The organism is Campylobacter showae (genome assembly GCF_900699785.1).
In the GTDB taxonomy this organism is placed as follows: domain Bacteria; phylum Campylobacterota; class Campylobacteria; order Campylobacterales; family Campylobacteraceae; genus Campylobacter_A; species Campylobacter_A showae_D.
In genome coordinates, this window is sequence record NZ_LR535679.1 from 1,145,145 (window position 1) to 1,171,070 (window position 25,926).

Sequence of the window (25,926 nt, forward strand, 5' to 3'; positions counted from 1 at the left end):
AACTCGCATGACGACCCCATATGCAGCAAAATTTACATCCAAATTTATCGAAAATATCGTGTTAAAAATGCCGAAATTTGAGCGAATTTTAAAATTTATAGATCCGCGTCTGAGATCGCTTCGGCTTGATAATGTGCAATCAGCGGCTCGATGATCTCGTCGAAAAGCCCTGCCGCCATTATCGCGTCGAGGCGGTAAAGCGTCAAATTTATGCGGTGGTCGCTGATGCGGTTTTGCGGGAAGTTGTAGGTGCGGATACGTCCCGAGCGGTCGCCGGTGCCGACTTGGCTTTTGCGCTCGCTAGTTTCTTTGGCTAGGCGCTCTTCTTCTTGTATCTCGTAAAGGCGCGCTTTTAGCACCTTCATCGCGGCTTCTTTGTTTTTGTGCTGGCTTTTGCCGTCTTGGTTCGTGACGACGATGCCCGTCGGGATATGAGTGATTCGCACCGCCGAGTCGGTCGTATTTACCGACTGTCCGCCGTGGCCAGAGCTACGCATAACGTCGATGCGAAGGTCGTTTGGATTTATCTCGATCTCGCTATCTTCGACCTCGGGCATGATAGCGACAGTGACTGCCGAGGTGTGTACGCGGCCTTGGCTTTCGGTCTCGGGCACGCGCTGGACGCGGTGGGTGCCGCCCTCAAATTTGAGCCTCGAGTACGCCCCCTTGCCCTTTATCAGCAAAATAATCTCTTTAAAACCGCCCGTATTGCCCTCGCTTTGGCTCACGATCTCGAATTTATACCCTCGAAGCTCGGCATATCTGGCGTAGGCGTTAAACAAATCGCCCGCAAAAAGCGCCGCTTCGTCTCCGCCGGTGCCCGCGCGGATCTCTAAAAATACGTTTTTATCGTCATTCGGATCTTTTGGAAGGAGTAAAATTTTAATCTCTTCTTCGAGATTTTCTTTTTGGGATTCGAGATTTTTGAGTTCGTCTTTGGCTAGCTCGCCAAGCTCGGCGTCATCGAGCAGAGCCTTGTTCTCCTCGATATCCGCGAGAGTTTGTAGATACGACTTTGCAGCCGAGGCGATATCTTCTAAATTTGATTGCTCTTTTGAGAGCTTGGTCATATTTGCGATATCGTTTGTGATAGATGGATCGCTAAGCAGACGAGAGAGCTCGTCGTAGCGATCCAAAAAAGGCTGCAGTTTGTCGGCTAACATTAAAAATTTAGATTAAGCAGATAGTTTGTTTACGAGTTTTGCGAGGCGTCCTACGCGGCGAGAAGCTGTTTGTTTTTTCAAAAAGCCCTTGCTAACGAAGCTGTGAAAGTCTTTGTTTGCCACTTTAAACGCGTTTAGCGCGGCTTCTTTATCGCCTGCCTCAACGGCTACGCGCACGGCTTTAGTGATATTTTTAAGCCTAGTGCGGTAAAATCTGTTTCTTTCAGTCCTTTTAATAGTCTGTCTGGCTCTTTTTTCAGAAGATTTATGGTTTGCCATAATGTCCCTTTTGTCATAATTTTAGTCCGTGATTATATAAAAATCAGTTTTAAAATCCGCTTAATTTAAGTAAAATTTAAAGCGAGGAAATTTACGGCTTAAATTTTAATATTTTTTGATAGAATAAGTCGGAAATTTAATAAATCGGCAAAATTTATACTTAAAACAAGGCGGCAGTATCGCGAGATGAATTTAAATGTTTTTGAGAATTTTTTGAGCAAGGCCGGACATGTAGTCCGCCGTAGCGAGAAAAATCGAAAATCATTTAAAGGCGCTTGCGAGACAACGCCGCAAAACCGCTAATAAAAGGAAAGATGATGAAGCTATTCGGTACCGACGGCGTCCGCGGCAAAGCGGGCGAAAAACTCTCCGCCGCAACGTCCATGCGCCTTGCTATGGCCGCGGGGATATATTTTAGGCAGTTTGCGTCGCATACGAACACCATTTTGCTAGGCAAAGACACGCGCAGAAGCGGCTACATGATCGAGACCGCCATCGTCGCAGGGCTCACGGCCGTGGGCTACAACGTCCGTCAGATCGGCCCGATGCCAACTCCCGCGATCGCGTTTCTCACCGAGGATATGCGCTGCGACGCGGGCATCATGATCAGCGCGTCGCACAACCCGTACTACGATAACGGCATTAAATTTTTCGACAGCGAAGGCAATAAACTGGGCGAAGAGGCCGAAGCGCAGATAGAAAAGATTTATTTTGACGACGCGCTCATAGAGAGATCGCAAAAGCAGATGCTAGAAATCGGCGCCGCAAAGCGCATCGACGACGTCATCGGCCGCTATATCGTGCAGATCAAAAACTCATTTCCTAAAAACCTAAGCCTGCACGGGCTGCGCGTGGTTTTAGACGTCGCAAACGGCGCTGCGTACAGGGTCGCTCCGACTATCTTTAGCGAGCTAGGAGCTGAAACTATCGTCATAAACGACGAGCCAAACGGCAGCAACATAAACCTAAACTGCGGCGCGCTCTATCCGCAAAATTTAGCCTCTGAAGTTGTGCGGTTGCGGGCGGATTTAGGCTTTGCGCTTGACGGCGACGCCGACAGACTCGTGGTCGTCGATGAGTGCGGCGAGGTGGCAAACGGCGATAGTTTGCTGGGCGTCATGGCGGCATTTTTACAAGAAAACAAAGCCCTAAAAGGCGGCGCGGTCGTGGCTACGGTGATGAGCAACTCGGCGCTCGAAGACTACCTAAAATCCCACAAAATCAAGCTTCTACGCGCGAACGTCGGCGACAAATACGTGCTTGAAAAGATGAAAGAAAACGGCACGAATTTCGGCGGCGAGCAGAGCGGTCACATCATCTTTAGCGACTACGCAAAAACGGGCGACGGACTCGTGGCGGCGCTGCAGTTTGCGGCGCTAGTGCTAAAAAAAGGCAAAAAAGCGAGCGAAATTTTAAGCGAGATAAAACCGTATCCGCAAATTTTGCTAAATTTAAAGATAACCGAGAAAAAGCCGCTTGAAAGCATCGCCGGACTAAAAGAGCTTGAAGCAAGCCTCGCAAAGGAGGGCATCCGCTCGCTATTTCGCTACTCGGGCACCGAAAACCTCATCAGGCTTTTGATTGAAGGCAAGTGCGCCGACGCGCTAAAAACCCGAATGGACGAGGTCGAGAAATTTTTCGTAAAAGCGCTAAATGGCTAAAATTTTAGGCGTTTTTTTCGCGGCGTTTTTCGTCGTTTTCGCGCTCGATCAGGCGGTCAAGCAGATATTTTTGAGCGGTTTTTCGTGGCAGGGCGAGTACTTTTCGCTAGTGCTTGCATATAACCGCGGCGTGGCGTTTTCGATGTTTGCGTTTCTTGGGCAGTGGCTCAAATTTATCCAGCTAGCGCTGATTGCGGGCGTTTGCGGCTATCTGCTTTGGCGGCTTAAGCGTAAATTTGACGCGCGGGCCGCGGAGAAGGCGGAGCCAAATTTGACTCAAGATAGCGAAAAAAAGGAAATTTTAGAGGAACACGCGCTAGGCGCTGGTATAATTCTGGGTGCTGGCAGTTCAAATTTGCTCGACCGTTTCGTTCACGGCGGCGTCGTGGACTACGTCTACTGGCACAAGTGGTTTGAGTTTGCGATCTTTAACCTCGCAGACGTTATGATCGACGTCGGAGTCGTACTCATACTCTGGCAGAGCTTCGCCACTGGGCGAAAAGGGGCTAAAAATGGGCGATAACGTTTATATAGCCTACGCGCTTTGGCTACTTACGGGCTGGTTTGGCGGGCATAGATTTTATCTGGGCAAATTCGTGAGCGGCTTTGTGATGATGGCGCTGTTTTTCATCGGATATGGCCTTGCTTGGGCGATCGTGGGTTACGTATTTTGGGCGCTTTGGGGCGCATGGTGGCTATTTGATCTGCGCTTAACCGGCGCGGCCGTCGAGAAAAATCAGAAAAAAGAAGCGCTAAAAGACAAACTGCGCGCGCAAGACCTCGAGGAGCGGCTTAGACGCCTCTACGAGCTGTACGAGAGCGGCGCGATAAGCAAAGAGGAATTTGAAGCGAGGAAGGAAATTTTGCTAGGGTGAAGGTCGGTTAAATTTGATACAGTCAAATTTAACTCTTTACGCAAAAGCGTCCTTTTGAGCGATAAAATTTAAATTTGCCGACCGAATTTAGATTTTCAAGATGCGGGTCTAGGCGAGTAAAATTTGTAAATTTGACTTCAAATTTAAGCGTAAAACGATAAGGCGAAGTGTTTTGAGATGATTTTTGGGGTTTTCTGCTTCGTAAGCTCGCAGCCGCAAGCAGAAGAAGTTAAAATTTGACGAAGATAAGGCATGTAGCCTATCAAGTCAAATTTTAACAAAATCCACAAAAAGCGCTCGCGAGACAAGCCGCTAAAATAAAAACTAAAAGGAGAAAAAATGGCAGAGTATTACAACCTCATCAAGTATTTCCACTACTTGTGTTTCATCTCGTGGATGGCGTTTTTGTTCTATCAGCCGCGCCTCTACGTCTATCACGCGGAGAATATGGACAAGCCAGACTTCGTACGAGTCGTCGAGGTGCAGGAATACAAGATGTACCACTACATCGGCTGGGTCGCGCTGATCGGCACGTTTTTGACGGGCGTTTTGATCATCGTCGCGATGCCCGAGCTTTTGCACAGCGGCTACGTGCACGTCAAGCTCACCGTCGTCGTCATCCTCGCGGCGTTTCATCTAGATCTTGGCCGCTATATGGTGCAGCTACGCGAGAAACGCTGTAACAAGAGCGGTATGTTCTTTCGCGCTTACAACGAAGTGCCGACCATCGCGATGGTTATCATCATATGGATGATGGTGTATAAGCCGTTTTAAACCGCGCTAAATACGCGCCCCGAGGCTGAGCGAACCTACTTTGCCTCGGTGTTGCGAAGTTAAATTTAGCCTTGCGTTTTTGATCCGTATCTTACGAATTCGGCGTGCAAAGTTAAACCGATTTTTCATCACTAGGCTCAATTAAACCTCTAGGCGACATTAACTCAAATTAAATCGCTAAAATTTGAAAATCTCCCCAACCTCTACATCTAAAATTTTTGAAATTTTATAAATATGCTCAAGGTTAAAATGCTTATCATAGCGGCAATTCTCGCAGTTTGAGTAAAATGCGACCGACTTTATATCCATGCTTAAAGCCATATCGAGCTGACTAATGCCTTTATTTTCACGTAGCTTTCGGACGTTTGCAGAAATTTGCCGATAGAAATTTAGTATCTCATCGGCACTAAAAAAAGCTAAATTTTCGCCCATTATTTTATCCTATAGGTAAAAGTTAAACTTAAACTTTATTTAGATAAAATCTCCAAATCTATATCCTATAGGATAAATAATTTTAAAGGAGGCCAAAGTGGCGGTAAATTTATCAAAGGGCGGTAGAGTTAGTTTAAGCAAAGAAGCTCCAGGGCTAACTAAAATTTTAGTAGGTCTTGGATGGGATACAAACTCCAGCGACACCGGCGCGGAGTTTGACCTGGATGCAAGCGCGTTTTTGGTAGGAGCTTCAGGCAAAGTAGAAAACGAGAAGAATTTCGTCTTTTACAACAATCTAATTAGCGCAGACGGCTCGGTAGTCCACACGGGCGATAACCACACAGGCGAAGGCGAAGGCGACGATGAATCATAAAAATAAACCTAGCTAAAATTTCGCCAAGCGTCAAAGAGATCGACATAGTCGTCACGATCCATGAAGCAGTCGCTAGAAGGCAAAATTTCGGTATGGTAAGAAATTCGTTTATGCGAATCGTCGATGAAAGAAGCGGCAAAGAGATAGCCAGATACGATTTAGAGGAGGATTTTTCTACCGAAACCGCAGTATCTTTCGGTAAAATTTACTTTAAAGACAACGAGTGGCGTTTCGCGGCTAACGGAAGCGGTTTTAAGGATGGACTGGCTGGATTTTGTAGGCAGTTTGGACTAGACGTATAGGGGCAAACCATGGCGATAAATTTGATCAAAGGACAAAAAATATCGCTCGCCAAAGACGACGGCGGACATCTGCACAGCTTTTGCGTAGGAGCAAACTTGGGCGCCATAACCGAAAAAGGCTTTTTTAGAGATAAGATAAAGCCGGTGGATTTGGATCTAAGCGCTGCGATGTTTGACTCAAACAAACAGTTTTGCGATGTGGTCTATTTCGGTAAAAAATCAGCCCCGGGCGTATTTCACAGCGGCGATGACTTGGTCGGAGACGTAGGGGGCGACGACGGACTGGATAACGAAATAATCAGCGTCGATCTTAGCCGTTTAAACTCAAACGTAGAGCAAATATTTTTCGTGCTAAATTCTTATAATCAAATCGACTTTGATAAAATTCCATTTGCTAGCATTAGACTTTACGAAGGTACGCCCACGCGCGTAAATAAAGTCTTTGCGTCGTATAATATCGTACGAGATAGCGCATTTGCATATAAGGTTGCGATGATTTTAGGCAAGCTATATAAGCGAAACGGCGAGTGGAAATTTTCGGCTATCGGCGAACCTACGAGCGATAGAAAGCTTGATGAGCTGATATTAAATTCCGTAGTGAAGTACTTATGAAAATTTTATTTTTCTTAGCGGCTACGATTGCGATTTTAGGCGCATTTGAGATAGAGGGCGGTTACGAGATCTCGCCCTCGGCGCAAACTTACGGTAATGCGCCAGTAATCAGCGATAAACTAATGAAAGAGTGCGTTAAAATTTACAACAAAGCGCTTGCAATAGAAAGAGCGTTAAATTCTACTTTCGTAAATCGGTATTCAAGCGAAGAGGTAAATTTATACAATCAAAACGTCCGTATGCATTCGCAGCTAATAGACTGGTTTAACGCAAATTGCGCCGGCAAGCAATCATACTCGGCGTGCAAAGCGGCGCAAGAGCTAAACCGCCAAAGAGGGCTTCCCGAACAAAACTGCAACCAATAACAAAAACAAATGAGGAATAATAGAAATTTTAGATTTTAAAACCGCGGTCATTTTTGTCTTGCTCGCTGCGGCGGCGTTTGCGATAGATTTTTTTGCGCATAAGAAGGACGAGAAGATATCGTTAAAACAAGCTGCGCTCTGGTCTATATTTTGGATTATCGTAGCTGCGGCATTTGGCGGATATCTGTATCTTGCCGTTAGTAGCGAGGCGGCGAGCCTATTTTTTTCAGGTTATATTTTAGAAAAGTCGCTTTCAATCGATAATTTATTCGTTATGGCGGCAATTTTTTCGTGGTTTAAAATTCCTGAAATTTATCGTCACAGAGTGCTGTATTTCGGCATTATAGGCGCGATTATATTTAGGCTAGTCTTTGTAGCCATCGGAACGAGTCTACTTGGGATTTCTCCGTGGATGGAGTTTGTTTTTGCTATCATGGTAGCTTATAGCGCGGTAATGATGATGAAAAAGGGCGATGATGGCGAAGAGATAGAGGATTACTCAAACCATCTAGCTTACAGGGCGGTTTATAGATTTTTTCCGGTATTCCCGCGCCTTTTAGGACACAGTTTTTTTGTGAGAAACCAAGAAATTTCGGCTCAAATTTCAGCAGACGAAAAGGCAAAACTACAAAATCAAATTTCCAAACTAAACGCCAAATGGATAGCTACGCCACTATTTTTGTGCCTTTGCGTTATAGAGCTTAGCGGTGTTATGTTTGCTTTTGATAGCGTTCCGGCCGTCATCGCCGTTAGTAAAGATCCACTTATCGTTTATTCGGCGATGATTTTTGCGATCTTGGGGCTTAGAACGCTTTACTTCGTACTAGAAGCGCTAAAAGACTACTTGGCGTATTTAGAAAAAGCCGTTATAGCGCTTTTGTTTTTTATCGCGGCAAAGCTCGCCCTAAACGCTTCCGCGCATATCTTTCATCACGGATTCGAGATTTCGGCGCAGGCTAGTTTGTGGGTTACCTTGGGCGTTTTAGGCGTCGGGATTTTTGCTAGTTTGTTTAAAGCAAAATAGCTACGGACTGATTTGGTGACAATTTATAAATTTGCCCGCCTTGGCGCTAGCTGCCGCTTTAGCAAACTAGGCGCGCCCATTTTGCCCGCCTAGCCAAGGCTAAATTTGATAAATTTAGCCCGAGCGATAAAAGGCGCCAAGATAGCAAGCAAAGTTAAATTTTAGCCTTATTTATCGCCTGAGCTATATCCGCGATCAAATCATCCGAATTTTCGATGCCGACGGCAAGGCGTAGCAAGCCTTGCGTAATGCCGATTTGGGCTTGCAATTGCGGCGAATAGGACTCGTGCGTCATCGAGGCCGGGTGGCAGATCAGGCTCTCAACGCCGCCAAGGCTCACGGCTAGATCGAAAAGCTCCAAGCTTTTGACAAAAACTTTATAGTCGTATTTTTCGTTTAGCTCTAGGGATATGAGTGCGCCGATACCGCTAGCTTGGGTGTTTTGAATACTTTTCTCCTCCGGCGAATACGAGCCTGCATAGTGTACGGTTTTGACGGCTGAGTTATTTTCTAGAAATTCTATGATTTTTAGAGTATTTTCGCTTTGCCTATCAAATCTCACGCTAAGAGTTTTAAGACCCCTTATTAGATTATACGCATCGGCAGGGCTTAGCGTCGCACCTAGAGTATTTTTCATAAAAGCTATACGCTCTGCTAGCGCATCGTTATCGGTCGTTACGACTCCGGCGATTACGTCTGCATGCCCGCCGATGTATTTCGTCGCGCTATAAACGACGATATCGGCACCGAATTTTAGCGCTTTTTGATAGTACGGCGTCAAAAAAGTATTATCGACGACGACAAGCGCGCCGTTTTTGCGAGCCAGCTCGGCTAGTCGCGCGATATCCGTTACTCGCAGCAGCGGATTTGACGGCGTCTCGATAAATATCATCTTAACGTCCTCATCCAAACGAGAGATTTTATTTAGATCGTCGACGAGTTCGAATTTGATCCCGAAATTTGCAAAAATACCGTTTGCGTAGCGGTAAGTGCCGCCGTAAACATTGCTATTTAAAAGCACCTTGTCGCCGCTTTTTAGCAGATTAAAAACCGCCGAGGTCGCCGCCATGCCCGAAGCCAAAGCAAAGGCGTATTTGCTGTCTTCAAATTTGGCGAAAAGCTCCTCAAATGCATTTCGCGTCGGATTTGCGCTACGAGAATAAGCATACTTTTGAAAGTCGTCCAGGCCGTCTTGCGCAAACGTCGTGGCTAGATAGATAGGCGGAACGACCGCGCCGTGAGGGTTGTTTTTGGCTTCGATGCCTTTTACAATTAGCGTATCTATTTTCATTTTTTTCCTTTAAATTTAAAAATCCATCGCCGAGATAAATTTGACTATGCGCGGCGAATCGCTGCTGAAAAATTCCTCCGCCGTACCGTCAAATTCGATATTGCCGCGCTCTAAAAATAAAATTCGATCCGCGACTTTGCGGGCGAAGTTCATATTGTGCGTGACGATGATGAGCGAGTCGCGCTCCTTGCTAAGGCTGCCGATGACTTTTAAAACCTCAGCCTCAAGCTCCGGATCAAGCGCGCTCGTAGGCTCGTCCAAAAGCAAAAAATACGGCTTCATCGCAAGCGCCCGCGCTATCGCCACTCGCTGCGACTGGCCGCCCGAGAGCCTGCTTGGATACTCGTGCTCCTTGCCCTTTAGCCCGACCTTTTCAAGTAGAGCCAGGGCCTCAATTTCTGCCTGCTCTTTCGGGGTTTTAAGCACCTGCACGGGGCCTTCCGTTACGTTTTGTAGAGCCGTTAGATGCGGAAATAGATTAAAGCTCTGAAAGACCATCCCCGTGTGCTCGCGAAACGGCAGCATATCTTTTTGCGAAATTTTACCGGCGAAGCTTATCTTATCGCTTCCAAGCTCAAGCTCGCCGCCGTCCGGGATCTCGAGTAAATTTATGCAACGCAGCAGGGTTGATTTGCCCGAGCCCGAGCTTCCTAAAATAACCGTAGTCTGCCCGTCTTTAAATTCTAAATTTAAGCCGTTTAAAACGACATTATCGCCGAATTTCTTAGTCAAATTTTTAAATTTTATCATCACACGTACCTTGAAAATCTTTTCTCGAGCCTAGCTTGCAAAAACGTCAAAAACGTGCAGACTATCAAGTAAAAAAGCGCGGCGAGCACGTAAAGCGTGAGCGGATCGAAGGTGCGAGCGGCGATGCGCTGAGCGACCATAAACATATCGACCATCGTAATAGAAGCCGCAAGCGAGGTGTCTTTTAGCGTGCTGATAAAGATATTTGAAAGCGGGGGTAGCGAGATGCGCGCGGCTTGCGGAGCGATGATACGGCGTAAAATTTGCGCATAGCTCATACCAAGCGCCGTGGCGGCTTCCCATTGGCCTTTAGGCACCGAAAGTACGGCCGCTCTGACGGCCTCGGAAGCGTAGGCGCCGATATTTAGGCTAAAGGTGATGATCGCAGCGCTCCAGACATTGAGCGTAACGCCCACGATCGGCAGACCGAAATATATGATAAAAAGCTGCACCAAAAGCGGCGTGCCGCGAAATATCCAGATATAAAACTCGCTAAGTTGCTTTAAAATTTTGATATTTGCTATGCGCGCGATCGCCGTTAGTATCGCGATGAGAAGCCCTAGCGAAAAGGAGATCGCCGTAAGAGGCAGCGTCACTTTTATCATCGCTAGCGCCATAGGTTGTAGCGAGCTTAACAAAAGCTCGCTTATACGGTCAAATTCGCTCATCGCCATCTACCGCGAGACATCTTTGCCGAAATACCTGATCGAAATTTCAGCCAGCTTGCCTTCGTTTTTTAGCTCCTCTATCGCCTTGCTAATCTGCTCCGCAAGCTCAGTATTGCCCTTTTGCACGATAGGTGCGGTATAGTCGGTATCGCTTCCCTCGGCGGCTATCTTAACCGGAGCACCCGGGCGCTGCTTGATGAAGTCATAAAATACGATATTATCGCGCACGACGGTATCTACGCGCTTGCTAACGAGAAGCTCCATGCTCTTGCTAAAGCTATCGACCGTGACGTTTTGCGCCCCGTAGCTAGCGGCTACCTTCGCCCAGTTGCTGGTAGCGGAGTCCGCGTTTTTCTTACCTTTTAGATCATCAAAGCTTTTGATATCGTCGTTATCTTTATGCGTGATGATAGCGCCGTGTACGACGGTATAGGGCTGTGCGTAGTCGTATTTTTTCTTGCGCTCATCGGTAACGCTTACTTGATTAAATACCGCATCGGCCTTACCTGCATCAAATGCCGCGAGCATCGCATCCCAAGGAGCGGTTAAGAACTCGATCTTTAAATTTAGCTTCTTAGCGACTTCACGGGCGATATCTACGTCGTAGCCCTTTAGCTCGTTTTTATCGTCGTAGTATGAAAACGGCGCATAAGTACCTTCCGTAGCGATCGTTAAAACGCCCTCTTTTATGGTTTTGGCGTTTAAATTTAGCGTCAAAAACGCGCCCAGAGCCAAAATTTTTAGTAGTTTTGAAACCATCATTTATCCTTTAAATTTAGCTGCTTTTATGTGAGTAAAATTTACTCCGAGATATCTTTGCCGAAGTATTTGACCGAAATTTCTTTTAGCTTGCCTTCGCTTTTTAGCTCGTTAAGAGCCTTGTTTACGTCGTTTACGAGCTCTTCGTTGCCCTTTTTCACGATGGCTGCGGAGTAGATCGGCTCGCTACCGCTAGCGGCTATTTTTAACGGGGCGTTTGGACGCTGGTTTATGTAGTCATAGAATGTCACGCTGTCGTTTATCGTAGCATCCGCACGGCGGCTGATGATGAGCTCCACGCCCTTGCTAAAGCCGTCTACGGTGACGATCTGCGCGCCGTATTTTTGCGCGATACCGGCCCAGTTGCTAGTTGCCGAATGCGCGCTTTTCTTGCCTTTTAGATCCTCGAAGCTTTTGATTTCGTTATTGTCTTTATACGTAACTAGCGCGGCGTAGGCGACGGTGTAGGGAACAGTGTAATCGTATTTTTTCTTACGCTCGTCCGTGATACTTACTTGATTGAACACGATATCGGCCTTGCCCGCATCAAATGCCGCAAGCATCGCATCCCACGGAGCCTCGACGAATTCCGCTTTTAAATTTAACTTCTTTGCCACTTCGCGTGCCACTTCTACGTCGTAGCCGGTTAGCGCGTCGTTTTTATCGTGGTAGGAGTAGGGCGAATACGTGCCTTCTGTCGCGATTTTCAAAACGCCGTTTTCGAGAGTTTTTGCATTTGCACCGGTTAAAAGAGTGAAGCTCGCCAAAGTAAGTAGAGAAGATTTTAGTAGTTTTTTCATTTTTTGTCCTTTTTAAATTTATCGTTGGCTATTCATCTAAAAAGGCCCGCGAGTGCGGAGTTGAAATATCTTTTTAAATGTTTAGCGACTTGCTAAGCACTTAAAAAGATATTCGTGCCTAGCACCCTAGCTTTTCATTTCGCAGCAACACATGTCGCACATATCGTTTTTCATAGCGTACCTTTCGAGTAAAATTTGGCGGTGATTTTATGCAAAAAAAGTTTAAGATAAAATAAATTTATATCAAAATTTTGGATTTTATTTTTTAAATGATATAAATTTTGGATACAAAATCGGCTCAAATATCGACAAGACCGAGCTATAAGTTAAATCTTAAATTTTACGGAAATTAAAATTTTGATTAGAATTTTTAAATTTAACTCATAATCTAGAACAGATTGCGTCTATAAGCAAAATTCGCACGCTTTTAAACTCTAAAAATCGTTTTTAAGCGTCAGCTAAAGCGGTAAATTTACTTAGCGCGCGCCTTTTTGACGCACGCGCCCACCGCATCTATCACCGCCGCGCGAAATCCGCCGTTTTCCAGCGCTTTGACCGCTTCTATCGTCGTGCCGCCGGGCGAGCAGATTTCGTCTTTTAGGACTGCGGGATGTTTGCCGCTTTTTAGCATGAGTCGCGCCGAGCCTGCGACACTAGCCGCGACGGCTTCGTACGCCAGCGCTCTAGGCAGCCCTTCGAGTACTCCCGCATCCGCAGCCGCCTCGATAAACATAAAAACATAGGCCGGCAGGCTACTCGCTATGCCCGTAAATGCAGGAAATTTAGCCTCCTCCAGCTCATAAACGGCGCCGAAATTTTCAAAAATCTCTCGCACCGCCGCCCGCTCGTCCGCGCTTAAATTTTCGTTAAAACACAGCGCGCTTACGCCCTCTGCGATTGCCGCGGGAGTGTTTGGCATCGCGCGCGCAACCTTAGCCTGCATGCCTAAAATTTGCGAGCTTTGCTCCAGGCTAAAGCTCGGCGCTAGCGTGACTACAACCTTGCCCCGCGCTGCGTCTTTTATCAAATTTAATATACCCTCATACGACGCGGGCTTGGTTGCTAGCACCGTGATATCGGCCGTCGACGCGACCGCAGCCTCGCTCTCGCAGACGTTTACGCCGCACTTTTCGCGCAGAGCCGCCGTTTTGCTCCTCGCATAGACGAACAACCGCTCGCCGCCCAGCCTTTGCGCCAAATTTTCGATCATCGCGCCGCCCATATTTCCGCCGCCGATAAAGCCGATTTTAGGATTTTTCATTTTGCCGCCTTTCTTAGAGCTCCGATTTTGACCGCCTTGCCGGCAAGCGCCTCGCGTATCGCGATATTTTCCGCCCAGATGGCACCCGTGACCTGCCCCGGCGTCAAGATATAAACGCCGCCCGTCTCGGCCTCATCGCTAGTCTTAAAGTCGTTGCCCGAGATCATCTCGTACGTATCCTTCGTGTCGTTTTCAAATTTTATCGCTGCTTTTAGCGTCGGCGCTTCACCCTGTTTCGCCGCGCCCGCGTACTGCTCGAGTACGTTTTTGCTAAGCCTGCCGTAAACGCCGCCAAATTCGTCCAGATAGATGCGTACGGCGCGCTTGCCCGAGTTTTTGCCGCCTTTTTCGTCCTTACCAACGCTCACGCTCATCTCGTAAGCGCTCTGTCCGGTCGGGAAATCCTTAAATTTTGCGTCGGGAACAAAAACACGCACGGTATCCGTTACTACTTTTTCGTCGTGCGTCTGCGGTGTTACGTCCGTTAGCACGAGAGTGGATTTCACGTCCGCGCCTTTGTCCGAAACTAGCACCGAGATCGGCACGCGTGCAAGCAGCGTCGTCTCGTAACAACCGCTAAAAATAAACGCCGCAGCAAAAGCAAAGATAAATTTTAGTTTTTTCATCGGTTTCCTTTAAATTTATGCCGATTTTAGCATAAATTTCGTCTTTCTACGCCCGAGCGGCGACCTGCGACGGGTCAAATTTTATCACCGAAAAATCGCCGCCCACGTCGCAAATCTCGATGTTTTGCCGCAATGTTTTTTAAATTTTACGACCGAGACCCGCACCGCAAAAATGCAAATTTTGGTTTTTAAATTTGACTCAAACTTTGAGCATAAAGCACTCGCGAGACAAGCCGCTAACGCGTTTGATAATCTCCGCGGACGACGTATTTATAGGTCGTAAGCTCCCTCACTCCCATCGGCCCTCTGGCGTGCAGTTTTTGCGTGCTGATGCCGATCTCGCCGCCGAATCCAAACTCGCTACCGTCGCTAAAACGCGTCGAGGCGTTGGCGTAGACGACCGCGCTGCCGACTTCGTTTAAAAACCGCTCGACGTTTGCGTAGTTTTCGCTTAAAATCGCGTCCGAATGCCCGCTGGAATGCGCATTTATAAAGCTGATCGCCTCTCTTACGTCCCGCACATCCCGCACGGCTAGCACGAGATCCAAAAACTCGGCGCCAAAGTCACCCTCGCCTGCAAGCTTAACGTTTGCCGAACCGCGCAACTCCGACTCGCACGCGCCTAGCAGCTGCTCGCTCACCCGAAACTCGACTTCGGGTAGTTGCTTCACGAGCTCTGGTAAAATTTTGCCCGCTATGCGCTCGTGCAAAAGCACGCACTCTACGGCATTACAGACGCTTGGGCGCTGGGTTTTGGCGTTTTTGATTATCTTCGCGGCCTGCTTTAAATTTGCGCTCTCGTCGACGAAGATGTGGCACACTCCCGCGCCCGTCATGATGATCGGCACGGTCGCGTTTTGCGCGATAAAATCTTTTAAATTTTTGCCGCCGCGCGGTATCAAAACGTCAATATATTCGCTCATTTTCGCCATTTGCGCCACAACTTCGCGCTCAGGGCTTTCTACTAGCTGCACCGCGCCCGTCGGTAAGCCAAATTTCGCTCCCGCTTCGTTAAATAAATTTACTAAAAAGATATTCGAATTTAGAGCGCTGGCGCTGCCTCGCAGGATCGCCGCATTGCCGCTCTTTAGCGCCAAAGCCGCCGCATCGATGCTGACGTTTGGGCGGCTCTCGTAGATGATACCGAGCACCCCCAGCGGCACGCGCACGCGGCTGATTTGCATGCCGTTTGGATGGCTCCAGCCGCCTAAATTTTCGCCTACGACCTCAGCAAAGCCCGCCACCTCGCGCACGCCCTGCGCCATAGCCTCGATGCGGGCGTCGGTTAGTCTTAAGCGGTCCAGCAGCGCCGAGCTAAGGCCCGATTTCTCGCCGTTTACAAGGTCTTTGGCGTTTGCCGCTTTTATAGCCTCTTTTTGCGCCAGCAGCTCGTCCGCTACGGCGTTTAAAATTTCAAATTTAGCCCTGCTATCAAGTCTCAAAAGTTCGCCGCAAGCGGCCTTTGCACGCTTACATATATCTAAAATTTCATTCATTTTCGCTCCTTAATCTATAAAAACCGTGCGCAAGCGTCCCGCTCCCGCAAGTGCGGCAAGGCAAATTTTAGCGACGCGTCTAATAAATTCGCCTTTAAATTTGACTTGATTATAGCCAAATTCGCCCGAATTTCATGCGACCATAAAAATACGCTATAATCGCCAAAATTTATAAAAAGGAAGCAAAATGGGCGGAATAAAAGAGTTTTTAAAACACGAAGCTAGCGGCGGGATTTTGCTGATGATCGCTACGATCGCGGCGCTGCTGTGTCAAAACACGTTTTTGAGCGATTTTTACAACGAATTTTTAAAGACCAAATTTACCGTGAGCTTCGGCGAGTACGGACTAAGCAAGCCCCTGATTTTGTGGGTGAACGACGGGTTGATGGCGGTATTTTTCTTTCTCATCGGACTCGAGCTAAAGCGCGAGGTTTTGGAGGGCGAGCTAAAAAATCCGTCGCAAATCGCGCTACCTGCCATCGGCGCGGCGGGCGGCCTGATAGTACCCGCGGTTATCTTTTATCTTTTTACGAAACACGACTCCTTCGCGCTTGGCGGCTGGGCGATACCGACGGCGACGGATATCGCGTTTGCTCTGGGGATTTTAAGCCTACTCGGGCCTCGCGTACCGACTAGTTTAAAAATTTTCCTCATGACGCTGGCGATCGTCGACGACCTTTGCGCGATCGTGATTATCGCGCTATTTTACACGAGCGAGCTTAGCGTCCAAATGCTTGCGGTCGCGAGCGTTTGCCTAGCCGCGCTTTTTGCGCTAAACAGACTCGGCGTAAAGAGCAAGGCGGCATATCTGATCGTAGGCGCTGTGATGTGGGTAGCAGTGCTAAAATCAGGCGTTCACGCCACGCTTGCGGGCGTCGTGGCGGCCTTTTTCATACCGCTTAGCTTTAAAGACGCACCGGGCAAATCAATGCTAAAAAGCATCGAGCACGACCTATACGGCTGGGTGGCGTTTGGCGTGCTGCCGATATTTGCCTTCGTAAACGCAGGCATCTCGTTGCGAGGCGTCGGACTGGACGAGATTTTGTCTCCGGTCGCGCTAGGCACGGCGCTGGGGCTTTTCGTCGGCAAGCAAGTCGGGGTATTTTCTTTTAGCTTTTTAGCGATCAAATTTAAGCTAGCCAAGCTGCCGGAAGGTTCAAATTTTATACAGCTTTACGGCATCGCGGTACTTTGCGGCGTAGGATTTACGATGAGCCTTTTCGTTAACGGCTTAGCCTACAACGACACGGACGCCTTTGCCTACACCGACAAGCTTGCTATCTTGCTAGGTTCGGTAGTTTCGGGCGCCGCTGGGTTTATATTGCTTAAATTTAGCGCCAAAAACCAAAGCACGCTAGAAAGATAATCACGAGTAAGCCGGCTAAATCATTCAGGCCGGCCGCTGCGTAATCTATAAATCAAATCGCACGCTACGTGCGCAAAGCTCGCAAACACGAAGCCGATACCCAGCCCGGCGGCTAGGTTGTAAAGCGCGCTGTCGTTTGCGAGGGAGTAGTTGTCAAATCGCACGTAAACGCCCCATCTGCCGCCCATCCCCTCGGGCGCAAAGAGCAGCCCGCTAAGCGCGAGAAAGCAAAAACCGCCTAGCACGACGAATTTTGCGGCCACGACGATCAAATTTGCCCCTCCGACGTCCGCGCGGCCGTAGTTTAGACAAAAGACGGCGGCGAAAAAGCAGATCCAAAACGGCGCGGCGCAGGCGTAAAAGGCAAGCACATTTAGGCTCGCGCCGTTGTTTGCAAAATCATCTAAAAACGGCGCAAAAACCCGCACGCCTCGGATAAAAGGCAGCCAAAATTTAAGCTCTAAAATCTCGTCCGTGCTCAAATTTAACGCCCAGATCCCAAGCGCCGCAAAAAACAAAACCCCGAGCGAAAACGGCGCCCAGCCTGCCAAAATCGCTCTCTCAAACAAGCCTTTACGCGCCGCAGAGTCGCGCCCGAATTTTGCTTTCGACGCTTCTTTTTCGTTCATTGTTTTCCTTAAATTTATCCGTATTTTAAAGCGCGCTCAAAAATCAACCGTCAAATTTAACGGCGACCGCGCGGCTAGTTCGGGCAGTCAAATTTGATCAAATTTAGCCGCCGCGTCCGCTTAAATTTCGCCCGCCATACAGCAAAATTTGCTCTAAATTTAGCGTAAATTTGACGCGGCTACGACTAAATTTAGCCGCAGGCAAACCGTCAAATTTAACCTAAATCAGCGCGATGTTGTCGATATGCAGCGCCTCGTCCTCGTATTTGTAGCCAAGAGCTGCCTCGATCTCCTCGCTCTTGCGACCTTTTATGAGGGCTAGCTCGGCCGAGGAGTAGTTCGTGATACCGCGGGCTAGCGCCCTGCCGCTTGCGTCTTTGATAGCGAGCGTTTCGCCGCGCTCAAACTCGCCCACGACCTCGCGGATGCCGACTGCTAGCAGGCTTTTGCCCTCTTTTAGCGCCTTTGCCGCTCCCTCGTCGATAGCGACCGAGCCTTTGTCCGCGGCGGAGTAGGCGAGCCAGTATTTACGCGAATTTATCCTATTTTTGCCCGCTAAAAAGAGCGTCCCGACCTCGCAGCCCTGCGCCGCTCGCACGATATTTCGCGGATCCGCGCCGTTTGCGATGATGAGGTGTGTGCCGTTTTTGGTCGACATCTCGGCTGCGGTTATTTTGGTGCGCATGCCGCCGGTGCCAAATTTACTGCCCTCCGCGCCGGCGGCCGCCCTGATGCCGTCGTCTAAATTTTCGACTAAATTTATAAATTTAGCATCCGAAAAAACGCTTGGATTTTTATCGTATAGCCCGTCGATATCGGTCAAAATCATGAGCAAATCAGCCTCGATTAGTCCCGCCACGAGCGCGCTTAGCGTGTCGTTGTCGCCCACTTTTACGCCCCTTATGCCCTCGCCCACGACGGGGTCGTTTTCGTTGATGACGGGTATGATTTTTTTAGCAAGTAAGGAGCGCAGGACGCTGCGCATATTTAGGTAGCGGCGGCGGTCGCTAAAGTCGTCCTTGGTTAGCAGTAGCTGCGCGATCGTTTTGCCGTGCGCCCAAAATAAAATTTGATAAAGATGGATGAGCGAAACCTGCCCGATGGCGGCCAGAGCTTGCTTTTCGACGATGGATTTTGGCTTGTGCGCGAGCTTCATCTGCCCCATGCCAGCGCCCACGGCGCCCGAGGTAACAAAGACTACTTCAGCATTTTCGTTTAGTTCGCTTAAATTTGCCACGATTTGTTTGATTTTATCCTCGTTTAGCGAGCCGTCCGCGTTTGCCAGCGTCGAGGTGCCGATTTTTACGACGATGCGTTTTATGCCGCCTAGAAGCTCTTTTCTGTCCATTTTACCGCTCCGAAATTTTTGAAAATTATACCCAAAACGGCTTATTTTAAATTTTATGTTTTTGTAGCCCTACAGTAATATTAATTTAAATTTCATCATACTAGGCTATAATGACGAAGTTAAATTTACCTTCGCAAAAAGGAGCTTTTATGAAATTTGTACTCGGCTTTTTGCTTACACTTGGTCTAGCGTTTGGCGGCGAGTTTAGTATCAAAGATATGCGCGGCGCGGAGGTCAAAATCGCCTCTCCGCTTGAGAGGGTCGCTACGATCGACGACGGGTTTGTAGAGAGCGTCATGACGCATCTTGGCGTGATCGACAAGGTAAAGCTAATCGGCTCATGGTCCATGAAGCGAGACTACAAATACGACTTCACCACCAAGGCGGGCGAAGCTTACACGCTTCGCGGATGGAATGTCATGAAATACCTTCATCCGTGGCTTAATGATCTACCGTGCGTAAATTCTCCGCAAGGAAACGTCGTAAATTTTGAGGCCTTAGCAAACGAAAATCCGCAGCTAGTGATCCTTCGTATCGGAGACTGCACGCTGCGCGGCTCAAATAAAGACGCCGTGGAAAAAACGATCGCGACTATCGAGGCTCTGGGCATCCCGCTTGCCGTGATCTACGCTCCAAGAGGCGCCGAAATCGCAACCATGCAAGAGGAGATGCGGGTGCTCGGAGAGATATTTGGGCAAAAGGACAAGGCCCTAAAGCTCTTTGAATACCTCGACAAAACCCAAAAACTCGTGCAGGAGCGCACGGCAAATTTAAAAGAGGATCAAAAGGTCAGCATGCTCTACATGGGGCTTAATCCAAACATCCGCAAAAACGGCGGCGTAGCGAGCGCTTACGGCGTAAATACCCCAGAATCCTTCATCATCGAAAATATCGCGGGTGCTAAAAACGCCTTTAGAGGCGACGGCTCAAACGTGATTTTAAGCACCGAGCAGCTTTACGCGATAGATCCCGACGTCATCGTGCTGCCGACCTCAAACGGCTACCATCCGGCAAGCGAGCTTTTAAGCTCGGCAGATTTTGAAAAGCTAGAGGAGCTAAAAGCGATCAAAAACAAGCGCGTTTACGCCATGCCGTGGTCGCCGATGAACTGCGCGCGCCGCGTGGAGTATCCGATAGATATCCTCATAATCGCAAAAGCGGCCTATCCGCAGCTCTTTTCTGACATCAAGGTTCATAAATTCGTCCTTGATTTTTACAAAGACGTTTACGGCGTGAGCGAGGAGCAGGCAAAAGCTCTTAGAAGCGAGCAAATTTTAGACTGGACGGTAGAGTATGACTTTTAAGCCCGGCGCTTTTAAGTCAAATTTACTATTTTTATTCGTTCTTTTGGGCGCGCTTTTGCTCTGTATGATCGCGGCGCTCATGCTCGGGGATTATAAAATTTCGATCGCTAAAATTTTAGACGTTTTAAATTTGAAAATTTTTGACATCCCCGCCGCAGGCATCTCTAAGATGGATCAAACCGTCATCTTTGAAATCAGAATGCCTAGAATTTTAACCGCCGTGATAGTGGGCTTCGCGCTTTCAAACGCGGGCGCGATATATCAGGCCTGCTTTAAAAACCCGCTCGTGGAGCCCTTTATACTGGGAGCTAGCTCGGGCGCGGCATTGGGTGCGGCGCTAGCGATACTATTTTCGGGTATATTTTTTAATATCGCTTTAAGCGCGTTTGCTTTTTCGTTTTTTGCGGTGTTTTTGTCCTACACGCTCGCAAAAAACGGCGGCATAGTGCCCGTGGTGGGTCTTATCCTGTCGGGCGTCATCGTAAGCTCGATATTTTCGGCGTGCGTATCGATCGTAAAATACGTCAGCGAGGACGCGCAGCTAAGAGAGATTACATTTTGGATGATGGGCGGGCTGTACTACTCCAAATGGCAAAGCCTAGGCGAGATCGCCTTGGTCACGGGAGTTTGCTTTTTGGCGCTTTGCACGCTTGCGTGGAAGTTAAATTTACTAAGCCTGGGCGACGATCAGGCAAGAAGCCTCGGCATAAACCCCGAAAAATACAAGCTTATATTTATAACGATCGCTACATTGATGACCGCCGTATGCGTGGCAAACGTGGGTATCATCGCCTGGATCGGACTCATCATGCCTCACGTCGCGCGCCTAATTAGCGGCCCGGATAACAGATGGGTGCTGCCGCTATCGGGGCTCATAGGCGCGCTGTATCTGCTCATATGCGATACGCTCGCGCGCACGGTAGCGATGGCTGAGATTCCCGTGGGCATCATAACCTCTTTGGTGGGCGCGCCCTTTCTCATCGCGCTTTTAAGAAGCAAGGCAAAGGAGCTGCTAAAATGATACTGCAAACGAAAAATTTATCCTTTAGCTACGGCGGATTTGGCCTCGAAGACGTAAGCATTGAGATCAAAAGAGGCAGCATATGCGGGCTTTTGGGCACTAACGGCAGCGGCAAGAGCACGTTTTTTAACTGCTGTATGAAATTTCTAAGTATCAAAGGCGGCGAAATTTACGTTGATTCGCAAAACACGAAGCACAAAAGCCCCGCGTGGATGGCTAAAAACATCGCCTACGTCGCGCAGCATACCGAGCTGCATTTTCCATTTTTCGTAAGGGATATCGTCCTAATGGGGCGCTCCACGCACGTAAAGAGCCTGTTTGGCTTTAGCAAAGAGGACAAAAGGGCGGTGAGCGAGGCGATGGAGTTTATCGGCATCTCGCATCTAGCGGATAAAAAGATGAACGAGCTTAGCGGCGGGCAGCGGCAGCTAGTTTTTATCGCTAGGGCGCTCGCGCAGGATACGCCGCTGATACTGCTTGACGAGCCCACGTCCGCGCTTGATTTTAAAAACCAGATCACGCTTTGGAAAATTTTAAAAAAGATCGCTGCGGGCGGCAAGACGATCGTCATCTGCACGCACGAGCCAAACCACATCCTTTGGTTTTGCGACGAAGTGATAGTATTTAATGGCGGGCGGATCGTCTCAAAAGGCAGCGTCGCACAGGTCTTAAACGACGAGCTGCTGACTGAAATTTACGGCGACGTCTGCACCTTTGAAAGGCTCGCGCAAAAAGAGGTGATCCTACCTAAGCTTTAGCTACTCCTCCAAACTATACCCGATACTGCGCACGGTTTTGATTAGCTCAAAGGGTAGCTTTGCGCGTAGTTGGCGCACGAGCGAGCGCAGGCGATCGGACGAGACCTCTTCGTCCTTATAGATACTCCACTCAAGCTCCTGGATCGTTACTACGTGCGGGGCGTTTTTGGCCAAAATTTCTAAAAACAATCCCTCTTTTTTGCCGAGCATTATGTTCGTGCCGTTTATGTGCAGCGTGAGGCTGTTTTTGTCGTAGATAGCGCCGTTTTTTAGCTCAAATTTGCTTCCGAGCAAAATTCGGCAGTTTCTAAACACGCGAAACAAAAACTCCTCCGGCAAAAACGGCTTAACCATAAAGTCGTCGTATTTGGCGTAGTAAATTTTCTTATAAAGCGCGGGGATGGCCTTATCTACGAGGATCATAACGGGAGTTAGACTCCCGTTATCTCGCAGAAATTTGACCGACTCAAAATTTGCTAGATCCTTCGTCTTTACGTCGATGACGTAAAAGATGTAGCGGTTGCCGTTGTAATAATCCTCCTTTAGCTCGCTTAAATTTTCAAAACGAACTATGCGGATGTTAAAGCGGTAAAGCGCGGCGTTGAGGTTTAGTTGCATCTCCACGTCGTCGCTAACGAGCAAAATTTTCTTCATTTTAGCCTACTTTTTGGTGGCATTGCCTTCTTTATTTTCCACTTTAGGCCCCACATAATCCTCCCCGAAATAAGCCTTCTTTATCTCTTCTTTTTTGATTGCGGCTTTCTTTTCGTAGATTTTGTATTCAGGCTTCCAGTAGTTTAGCATATTGTTTAGCCCGCTGTGGCCTACCTCGGCGTGACAGCTAGCGCAGGTTAGTTGCTTATCCGTATTTAGCAAGCTTTGATAGTGAGCGTGCATCTTTTGAGCTTGCGGGCTTGTTAGTTTATTGTCTACCAAATTCGTATGGCAGCTAACGCAACCGTTGTCAAATACGAAGTGCTCTCTTTTCTCTCTGTTTTTATGCCAGTCTATAGCCTCCGGATCTTTAAAGAAATGAATATATCCCTCCATTAGTCCGTTTTTAGCTTTAACTAGGACGTATTTGGCTAGGTTGTCGTGAGGTATGTGGCAGTCTACGCATTTAGCCCTTACTCCGCTTTTGCCTTTGCCGCTATGTACGTCGCTACTATAAGCTATAACCATAGGATCCATCTCGTGGCATACTACGCAAAACTTCTCTCCGCTAGTTTCTTCTAGGGCGTAATGCACGGGAAGTACGACTAAAAACCCTATAATGCCGCTTACTAATATAATAAGCGCTAGTACTTTCTTTGAAATTTTCATGGCGTTACCCCCATCCATTGCGGAACTTCGTGTTCGTGGCACTCCGTGCACATATTGGTTGATTTTTTATGCTCGTTGTGGCACTCGTCGCAGTATAGCGTAGGGCCGTCGTGAACCGAGTTGTGGGGATTTGCTTTTAGCAGATCCATGTATTCTAGTCTTTTAGCTATCTTTTTCTTGTCGCCGTGACAGGATAAACAGCCTTTATCGCCGATAGATTTAAATTTACTAGCGTCGTTTCCTTGTCCTTCGTGACAATCAAGACAGGTGAAGCTTAGCTTTTCGTGATGAGGCTTTAGCGGGTGTTTGGCTCGCAGTTCATCGGTGACGTTAAGATCGACTAAAGACGTTATCTTTGCGCTTGGGGTTCCTGCGCTAAATGCAAAAGAGCATAGCAGCATAGATGCGCACAAGGCGAGAAACGCTTTATGTTTCATGCGAATTCCTTTCTGTGAGGAGTTAAAGAGATATACTCTTTTACCTTTAAATTTGAGGGGCAAATTTGGTTTTTAAATTTAACTCTTTAAGTAAAAAATAACCTCAAACGGTTATTTTTTACTTTGTTGTAAAGGGGGTGGGGGCTTAAATTGCGAAGTCGCTCCCCACCCCCTTTAATCCCCCTCCCCCTACGACGCTTTTAAGGTGGCGACACTGCTTTGCCTTGCAGGCAAAGCGTCGCAGTTTGGGAAGTGAATTTTATAAATTTGCCGTCAAATTTAATCAAATATCGCAAGCCAAATTTGACCTGCGATACGAAATTAAAACGAATTATCGCGAGCTTTAGGCGAGGCGGATCTAAATTTTAGAGCGCAGATAGAACATTTCGTTCATCTAGCGATAAAATTTAGAACCAACGAAGTATAAACTCGCGAGAACTTCGTTTTACCAAATTTAGATATTCTCTCCGGCTATCATTCCGAAAACTATACAATCGGTTATCGCAACCGTGCCTAGCCTGCTCGCGCCGTGCGTACCGCCTGTGATCTCGCCTGCAGCGTAGAGGCCCGGGATCGGTTTATTCGTCTTACTTGAGATGACCTCGGCTTTGGTATTTATTTTTAGTCCGCCCATGGTGTGGTGAGGCTTCGGCGATAGGCGGATGACGTAGAACGGTCCAGCTTCGTTGATCTCGCTTAGCGCGCTTTCTTGTTTGCCGAATTCATCTTTTTTAGCCTTGACGCCTTCGTTGTATTTTTTGACGCTTTCTTTAAGTGCGTCCGCAGGCACGCCGTATTTTTTAGCGATATCGTCTAGCGTAGCGCACTCGCCGACTAGCTTGCCGCTACCCATGCCTTTTTGGATGATCTCTTCGCTTAGGTCTTTAAACGCCATTTTGGTGTCGGCGAAGGTTATCGGATATGCGCCCGGTTTTTCGCGTAAAATTTTAAACTCGGCGTCCGCGCGGGTTTTGCGGTCGGCTAGCTCGTTCATAAAGCGCTTGCCGGTGCGTATATCGACCGCGATGCCGTATTTAAACGTGCCTTGCTGCGTCAAAATCGGAGCGGTGCCAAAGCCCTTTTCATCCGGGCTCGCCCACGGACCAAACTGGATCCAGTCTACTTGCACCGGATACGCACCGATCTCAAATGCTTTTAGTAGCGCGCCAGCAGTCGCTCCCGGGTGGTTCGTGCTATCGACGTCATCCGGAATCCTCGGGTCTTGAAGCTTTCTAAACGCCTTATCGCGGCAAAATCCGCCCGCAGCCAAAACTACGCCCTTGTTTGCCTTTAGCGTTTTTTTCGTGCCGCTCGTATTTTCTAGGTCGTCGCTGTAAAGCTTATCGTCGAATCTATACTCTTCTCTGATCGTCACGCCCACGACGCGGCCGTCGTCGTCTAGCACGAAGTCGTCAAATTTGGCGCGGCGGCGAAGCTCGCAGCCTTTGTCTTTTAGCGCTTCAAATTTTTCAAGCATCGGCTGGATGTAGCCTGAGCCGCTATCGTTTGTAGTTAGCAGCGAGCGAGCTACGGTATGACCGCCGAAGTGCGCGCAGTGCTCTTTAAACTGAACGCCGTTTTCAAGAAGGAAGTTATACGCGTCCATACCGCGATCGACTAATGTCTCCAAAAGCTCGGTGTGATTGATACCAAGACCGGCTTTTAGACAGTCGGCGATAAACAGCTCTTTGCTGTCTTTGATGTTAGTTTTTGCTTGCACCGGGTTGTTTGCGACCGCCATGCCGCCGCCGTTGATTACGGAGTTACCGCCGATGCGACCCATTTTTTCCAGGATTAGTACCTTGCTGCCTTTTTGCGCCGCTTTTAAGCCCGCCGCAAGTCCCGCAAAGCCTGAGCCGATGATGATCACGTCCCACTCTTCGTCAAATTTGACGTCTTTTACGTTTAACGCGCTTGCTTGCGCATTTACCGCACCCAGCGCGAGCGCGCCCGCACCCGCCATACCTAGCTTTAACAAATCGCGTCTTGACATTTGCTCTTGCATACATTCTCCTTTGGATGAAATATCATGATGGCATTATAATTATATTATCGTGAGTTTGCTGTGAGTTTTATTAAAAATTTACTCTGTCAAAGTTATCCCTAAATTTAGGGGATTTGATGTAAATTTGACTGCGGATAGACGGTTTTATGAGATTTTATTTTTAAGATTTATCAAGATTTTTCTATTAAGGTGTAATCTTTTATGTAATTTTATTTTCAGATTAC

General features: G+C 48.1%; 28 protein-coding genes and 1 pseudogene. 12 read left to right on the forward strand and 17 right to left on the reverse strand.

All coding sequences use genetic code 11. The features are described 5' to 3' along the window. Nucleotides 1-95 precede the first annotated feature (95 nt). On the reverse strand, nt 96-1,163 hold the full coding sequence (prfA, locus tag E4V70_RS05675) for a peptide chain release factor 1 (protein WP_122861782.1): 1,068 nt from the start codon (nt 1,161-1,163) through the stop codon (nt 96-98). A gap of 12 nt (nt 1,164-1,175) precedes the next feature. Further along, complete coding sequence (gene rpsT, locus E4V70_RS05680) at nt 1,176-1,442, reverse strand: 30S ribosomal protein S20 (RefSeq protein ID WP_002949506.1); 267 nt, start codon at nt 1,440-1,442, stop codon at nt 1,176-1,178. 317 nt (nt 1,443-1,759) lie between these two features. Here rpsT and glmM point away from each other — a divergent pair, with 317 nt between their 5' ends. The 4 genes from glmM to E4V70_RS05700 all read left to right on the forward strand — a co-directional run bounded on the left by glmM (nt 1,760) and on the right by E4V70_RS05700 (nt 4,752). Continuing rightward, a complete protein-coding gene (glmM, locus tag E4V70_RS05685) occupies nt 1,760-3,103 on the forward strand; it encodes a phosphoglucosamine mutase (RefSeq protein WP_122861781.1) in 1,344 nt (447 codons plus the stop codon). Beyond that, nucleotides 3,096-3,626, forward strand: coding sequence for a signal peptidase II (locus E4V70_RS05690; RefSeq protein ID WP_122861780.1), 531 nt, complete (start codon nt 3,096-3,098; stop codon nt 3,624-3,626). Before glmM ends, E4V70_RS05690 begins: the two co-directional genes overlap by 8 nt. After that, nucleotides 3,616-3,978, forward strand: a complete 363-nt coding sequence (locus E4V70_RS05695) for an NINE protein (RefSeq protein WP_122861779.1) — start codon at nt 3,616-3,618, stop codon at nt 3,976-3,978. The genes E4V70_RS05690 and E4V70_RS05695 overlap by 11 nt, the downstream gene beginning before the upstream one ends. A 339-nt stretch (nt 3,979-4,317) precedes the next feature. Next, nucleotides 4,318-4,752, forward strand: coding sequence for a CopD family protein (locus E4V70_RS05700; protein ID WP_122861778.1), 435 nt, complete (start codon nt 4,318-4,320; stop codon nt 4,750-4,752). Between the two features lie 177 nt (nt 4,753-4,929). Here the strand turns inward: E4V70_RS05700 and E4V70_RS05705 are convergent, their stop codons facing one another. After that, entirely contained in the window at nt 4,930-5,184 is a 255-nt protein-coding gene (locus tag E4V70_RS05705; RefSeq protein ID WP_122861777.1) for a helix-turn-helix domain-containing protein, read from the reverse strand. Between the two features lie 97 nt (nt 5,185-5,281). Between E4V70_RS05705 and E4V70_RS05710 the strand changes: the two are divergent. The 4 genes and pseudogenes from E4V70_RS05710 (at nt 5,282) to E4V70_RS05725 (ending at nt 7,860) form a co-directional block, all read left to right on the forward strand. After that, a pseudogene (locus E4V70_RS05710) lies at nt 5,282-5,859 on the forward strand (TerD family protein). A gap of 9 nt (nt 5,860-5,868) precedes the next feature. Continuing rightward, nucleotides 5,869-6,471 (forward strand): TerD family protein, encoded by a 603-nt coding sequence (locus E4V70_RS05715; RefSeq protein WP_122861776.1) that lies wholly within the window; start codon nt 5,869-5,871, stop codon nt 6,469-6,471. Beyond that, nucleotides 6,468-6,836, forward strand: a complete 369-nt coding sequence (locus E4V70_RS05720) for a stress protein, tellurium resistance protein TerZ (RefSeq protein WP_122861775.1) — start codon at nt 6,468-6,470, stop codon at nt 6,834-6,836. The genes E4V70_RS05715 and E4V70_RS05720 overlap by 4 nt, the downstream gene beginning before the upstream one ends. Before the next feature lie 25 nt (nt 6,837-6,861). Beyond that, complete coding sequence (locus E4V70_RS05725) at nt 6,862-7,860, forward strand: TerC/Alx family metal homeostasis membrane protein (RefSeq protein WP_269472436.1); 999 nt, start codon at nt 6,862-6,864, stop codon at nt 7,858-7,860. Nucleotides 7,861-8,014: 154 nt separating this feature from the next. On the opposite strand, the gene E4V70_RS05730 is transcribed toward E4V70_RS05725, so the two are convergent. From E4V70_RS05730 to E4V70_RS05765, 8 genes are all read right to left on the reverse strand, one after another. Beyond that, nucleotides 8,015-9,151 (reverse strand): trans-sulfuration enzyme family protein, encoded by a 1,137-nt coding sequence (locus E4V70_RS05730; RefSeq protein WP_122861773.1) that lies wholly within the window; start codon nt 9,149-9,151, stop codon nt 8,015-8,017. A 15-nt stretch (nt 9,152-9,166) separates the two neighbouring features. Continuing rightward, a complete protein-coding gene (locus tag E4V70_RS05735) occupies nt 9,167-9,901 on the reverse strand; it encodes an amino acid ABC transporter ATP-binding protein (RefSeq protein ID WP_122861772.1) in 735 nt (244 codons plus the stop codon). Continuing rightward, a complete protein-coding gene (locus tag E4V70_RS05740; RefSeq protein ID WP_172603249.1) occupies nt 9,901-10,569 on the reverse strand; it encodes an amino acid ABC transporter permease in 669 nt (222 codons plus the stop codon). Before E4V70_RS05740 ends, E4V70_RS05735 begins: the two co-directional genes overlap by 1 nt. 6 nt (nt 10,570-10,575) lie before the next feature. Continuing rightward, nucleotides 10,576-11,331: an amino acid ABC transporter substrate-binding protein gene (locus tag E4V70_RS05745; RefSeq protein WP_172603250.1), complete on the reverse strand. Its 756-nt coding sequence runs from the start codon at nt 11,329-11,331 to the stop codon at nt 10,576-10,578. 38 nt (nt 11,332-11,369) lie between these two features. Further along, entirely contained in the window at nt 11,370-12,128 is a 759-nt protein-coding gene (locus E4V70_RS05750; RefSeq protein ID WP_122861769.1) for an amino acid ABC transporter substrate-binding protein, read from the reverse strand. Nucleotides 12,129-12,600: 472 nt separating this feature from the next. Next, nucleotides 12,601-13,389, reverse strand: coding sequence for a pyrroline-5-carboxylate reductase (proC, locus tag E4V70_RS05755; protein WP_122861768.1), 789 nt, complete (start codon nt 13,387-13,389; stop codon nt 12,601-12,603). Next, the gene (locus E4V70_RS05760) at nt 13,386-14,015 is read right to left on the reverse strand and encodes a hypothetical protein (RefSeq protein ID WP_122861767.1); all 630 of its coding nucleotides are present in this window, start codon (nt 14,013-14,015) and stop codon (nt 13,386-13,388) included. Before E4V70_RS05760 ends, proC begins: the two co-directional genes overlap by 4 nt. Nucleotides 14,016-14,251: 236 nt before the next feature. Beyond that, on the reverse strand, nt 14,252-15,511 hold the full coding sequence (locus E4V70_RS05765) for a glutamate-5-semialdehyde dehydrogenase (protein ID WP_122861766.1): 1,260 nt from the start codon (nt 15,509-15,511) through the stop codon (nt 14,252-14,254). A gap of 187 nt (nt 15,512-15,698) precedes the next feature. On the opposite strand from E4V70_RS05765, the gene nhaA reads away from it, so the two are divergent. Further along, entirely contained in the window at nt 15,699-16,877 is a 1,179-nt protein-coding gene (nhaA, locus tag E4V70_RS05770; RefSeq protein WP_122861765.1) for a Na+/H+ antiporter NhaA, read from the forward strand. A 20-nt stretch (nt 16,878-16,897) separates the two neighbouring features. On the opposite strand, the gene E4V70_RS05775 is transcribed toward nhaA, so the two are convergent. After that, a complete protein-coding gene (locus E4V70_RS05775; RefSeq protein ID WP_122861764.1) occupies nt 16,898-17,506 on the reverse strand; it encodes a hypothetical protein in 609 nt (202 codons plus the stop codon). Between the two features lie 220 nt (nt 17,507-17,726). Next, nucleotides 17,727-18,854: a glutamate 5-kinase gene (proB, locus tag E4V70_RS05780; protein WP_122861763.1), complete on the reverse strand. Its 1,128-nt coding sequence runs from the start codon at nt 18,852-18,854 to the stop codon at nt 17,727-17,729. Between the two features lie 149 nt (nt 18,855-19,003). Between proB and E4V70_RS05785 the strand changes: the two genes are divergently transcribed. The 3 genes from E4V70_RS05785 to E4V70_RS05795 are packed head-to-tail and all read left to right on the forward strand — an operon-like array spanning nt 19,004 to nt 21,937. Further along, entirely contained in the window at nt 19,004-20,158 is a 1,155-nt protein-coding gene (locus tag E4V70_RS05785) for an ABC transporter substrate-binding protein (protein WP_232037830.1), read from the forward strand. After that, nucleotides 20,148-21,179, forward strand: a complete 1,032-nt coding sequence (locus tag E4V70_RS05790; protein WP_122861762.1) for a FecCD family ABC transporter permease — start codon at nt 20,148-20,150, stop codon at nt 21,177-21,179. Before E4V70_RS05785 ends, E4V70_RS05790 begins: the two co-directional genes overlap by 11 nt. After that, nucleotides 21,176-21,937: an ABC transporter ATP-binding protein gene (locus E4V70_RS05795; RefSeq protein WP_122861761.1), complete on the forward strand. Its 762-nt coding sequence runs from the start codon at nt 21,176-21,178 to the stop codon at nt 21,935-21,937. The genes E4V70_RS05790 and E4V70_RS05795 overlap by 4 nt, the downstream gene beginning before the upstream one ends. Here E4V70_RS05795 and E4V70_RS05800 read toward each other — a convergent pair whose 3' ends face one another. From E4V70_RS05800 to E4V70_RS05815, 4 genes are all read right to left on the reverse strand, one after another. Next, on the reverse strand, nt 21,938-22,591 hold the full coding sequence (locus E4V70_RS05800) for a response regulator transcription factor (RefSeq protein WP_122861760.1): 654 nt from the start codon (nt 22,589-22,591) through the stop codon (nt 21,938-21,940). A gap of 6 nt (nt 22,592-22,597) precedes the next feature. Next, the gene (locus E4V70_RS05805) at nt 22,598-23,260 is read right to left on the reverse strand and encodes a cytochrome c3 family protein (protein WP_122863663.1); all 663 of its coding nucleotides are present in this window, start codon (nt 23,258-23,260) and stop codon (nt 22,598-22,600) included. Beyond that, nucleotides 23,257-23,697, reverse strand: coding sequence for a cytochrome c3 family protein (locus E4V70_RS05810; RefSeq protein ID WP_122863104.1), 441 nt, complete (start codon nt 23,695-23,697; stop codon nt 23,257-23,259). Before E4V70_RS05810 ends, E4V70_RS05805 begins: the two co-directional genes overlap by 4 nt. A gap of 454 nt (nt 23,698-24,151) precedes the next feature. Beyond that, nucleotides 24,152-25,702, reverse strand: a complete 1,551-nt coding sequence (locus tag E4V70_RS05815; RefSeq protein WP_122862234.1) for a flavocytochrome c — start codon at nt 25,700-25,702, stop codon at nt 24,152-24,154. Between the last annotated feature and the right edge of the window lie 224 nt (nt 25,703-25,926).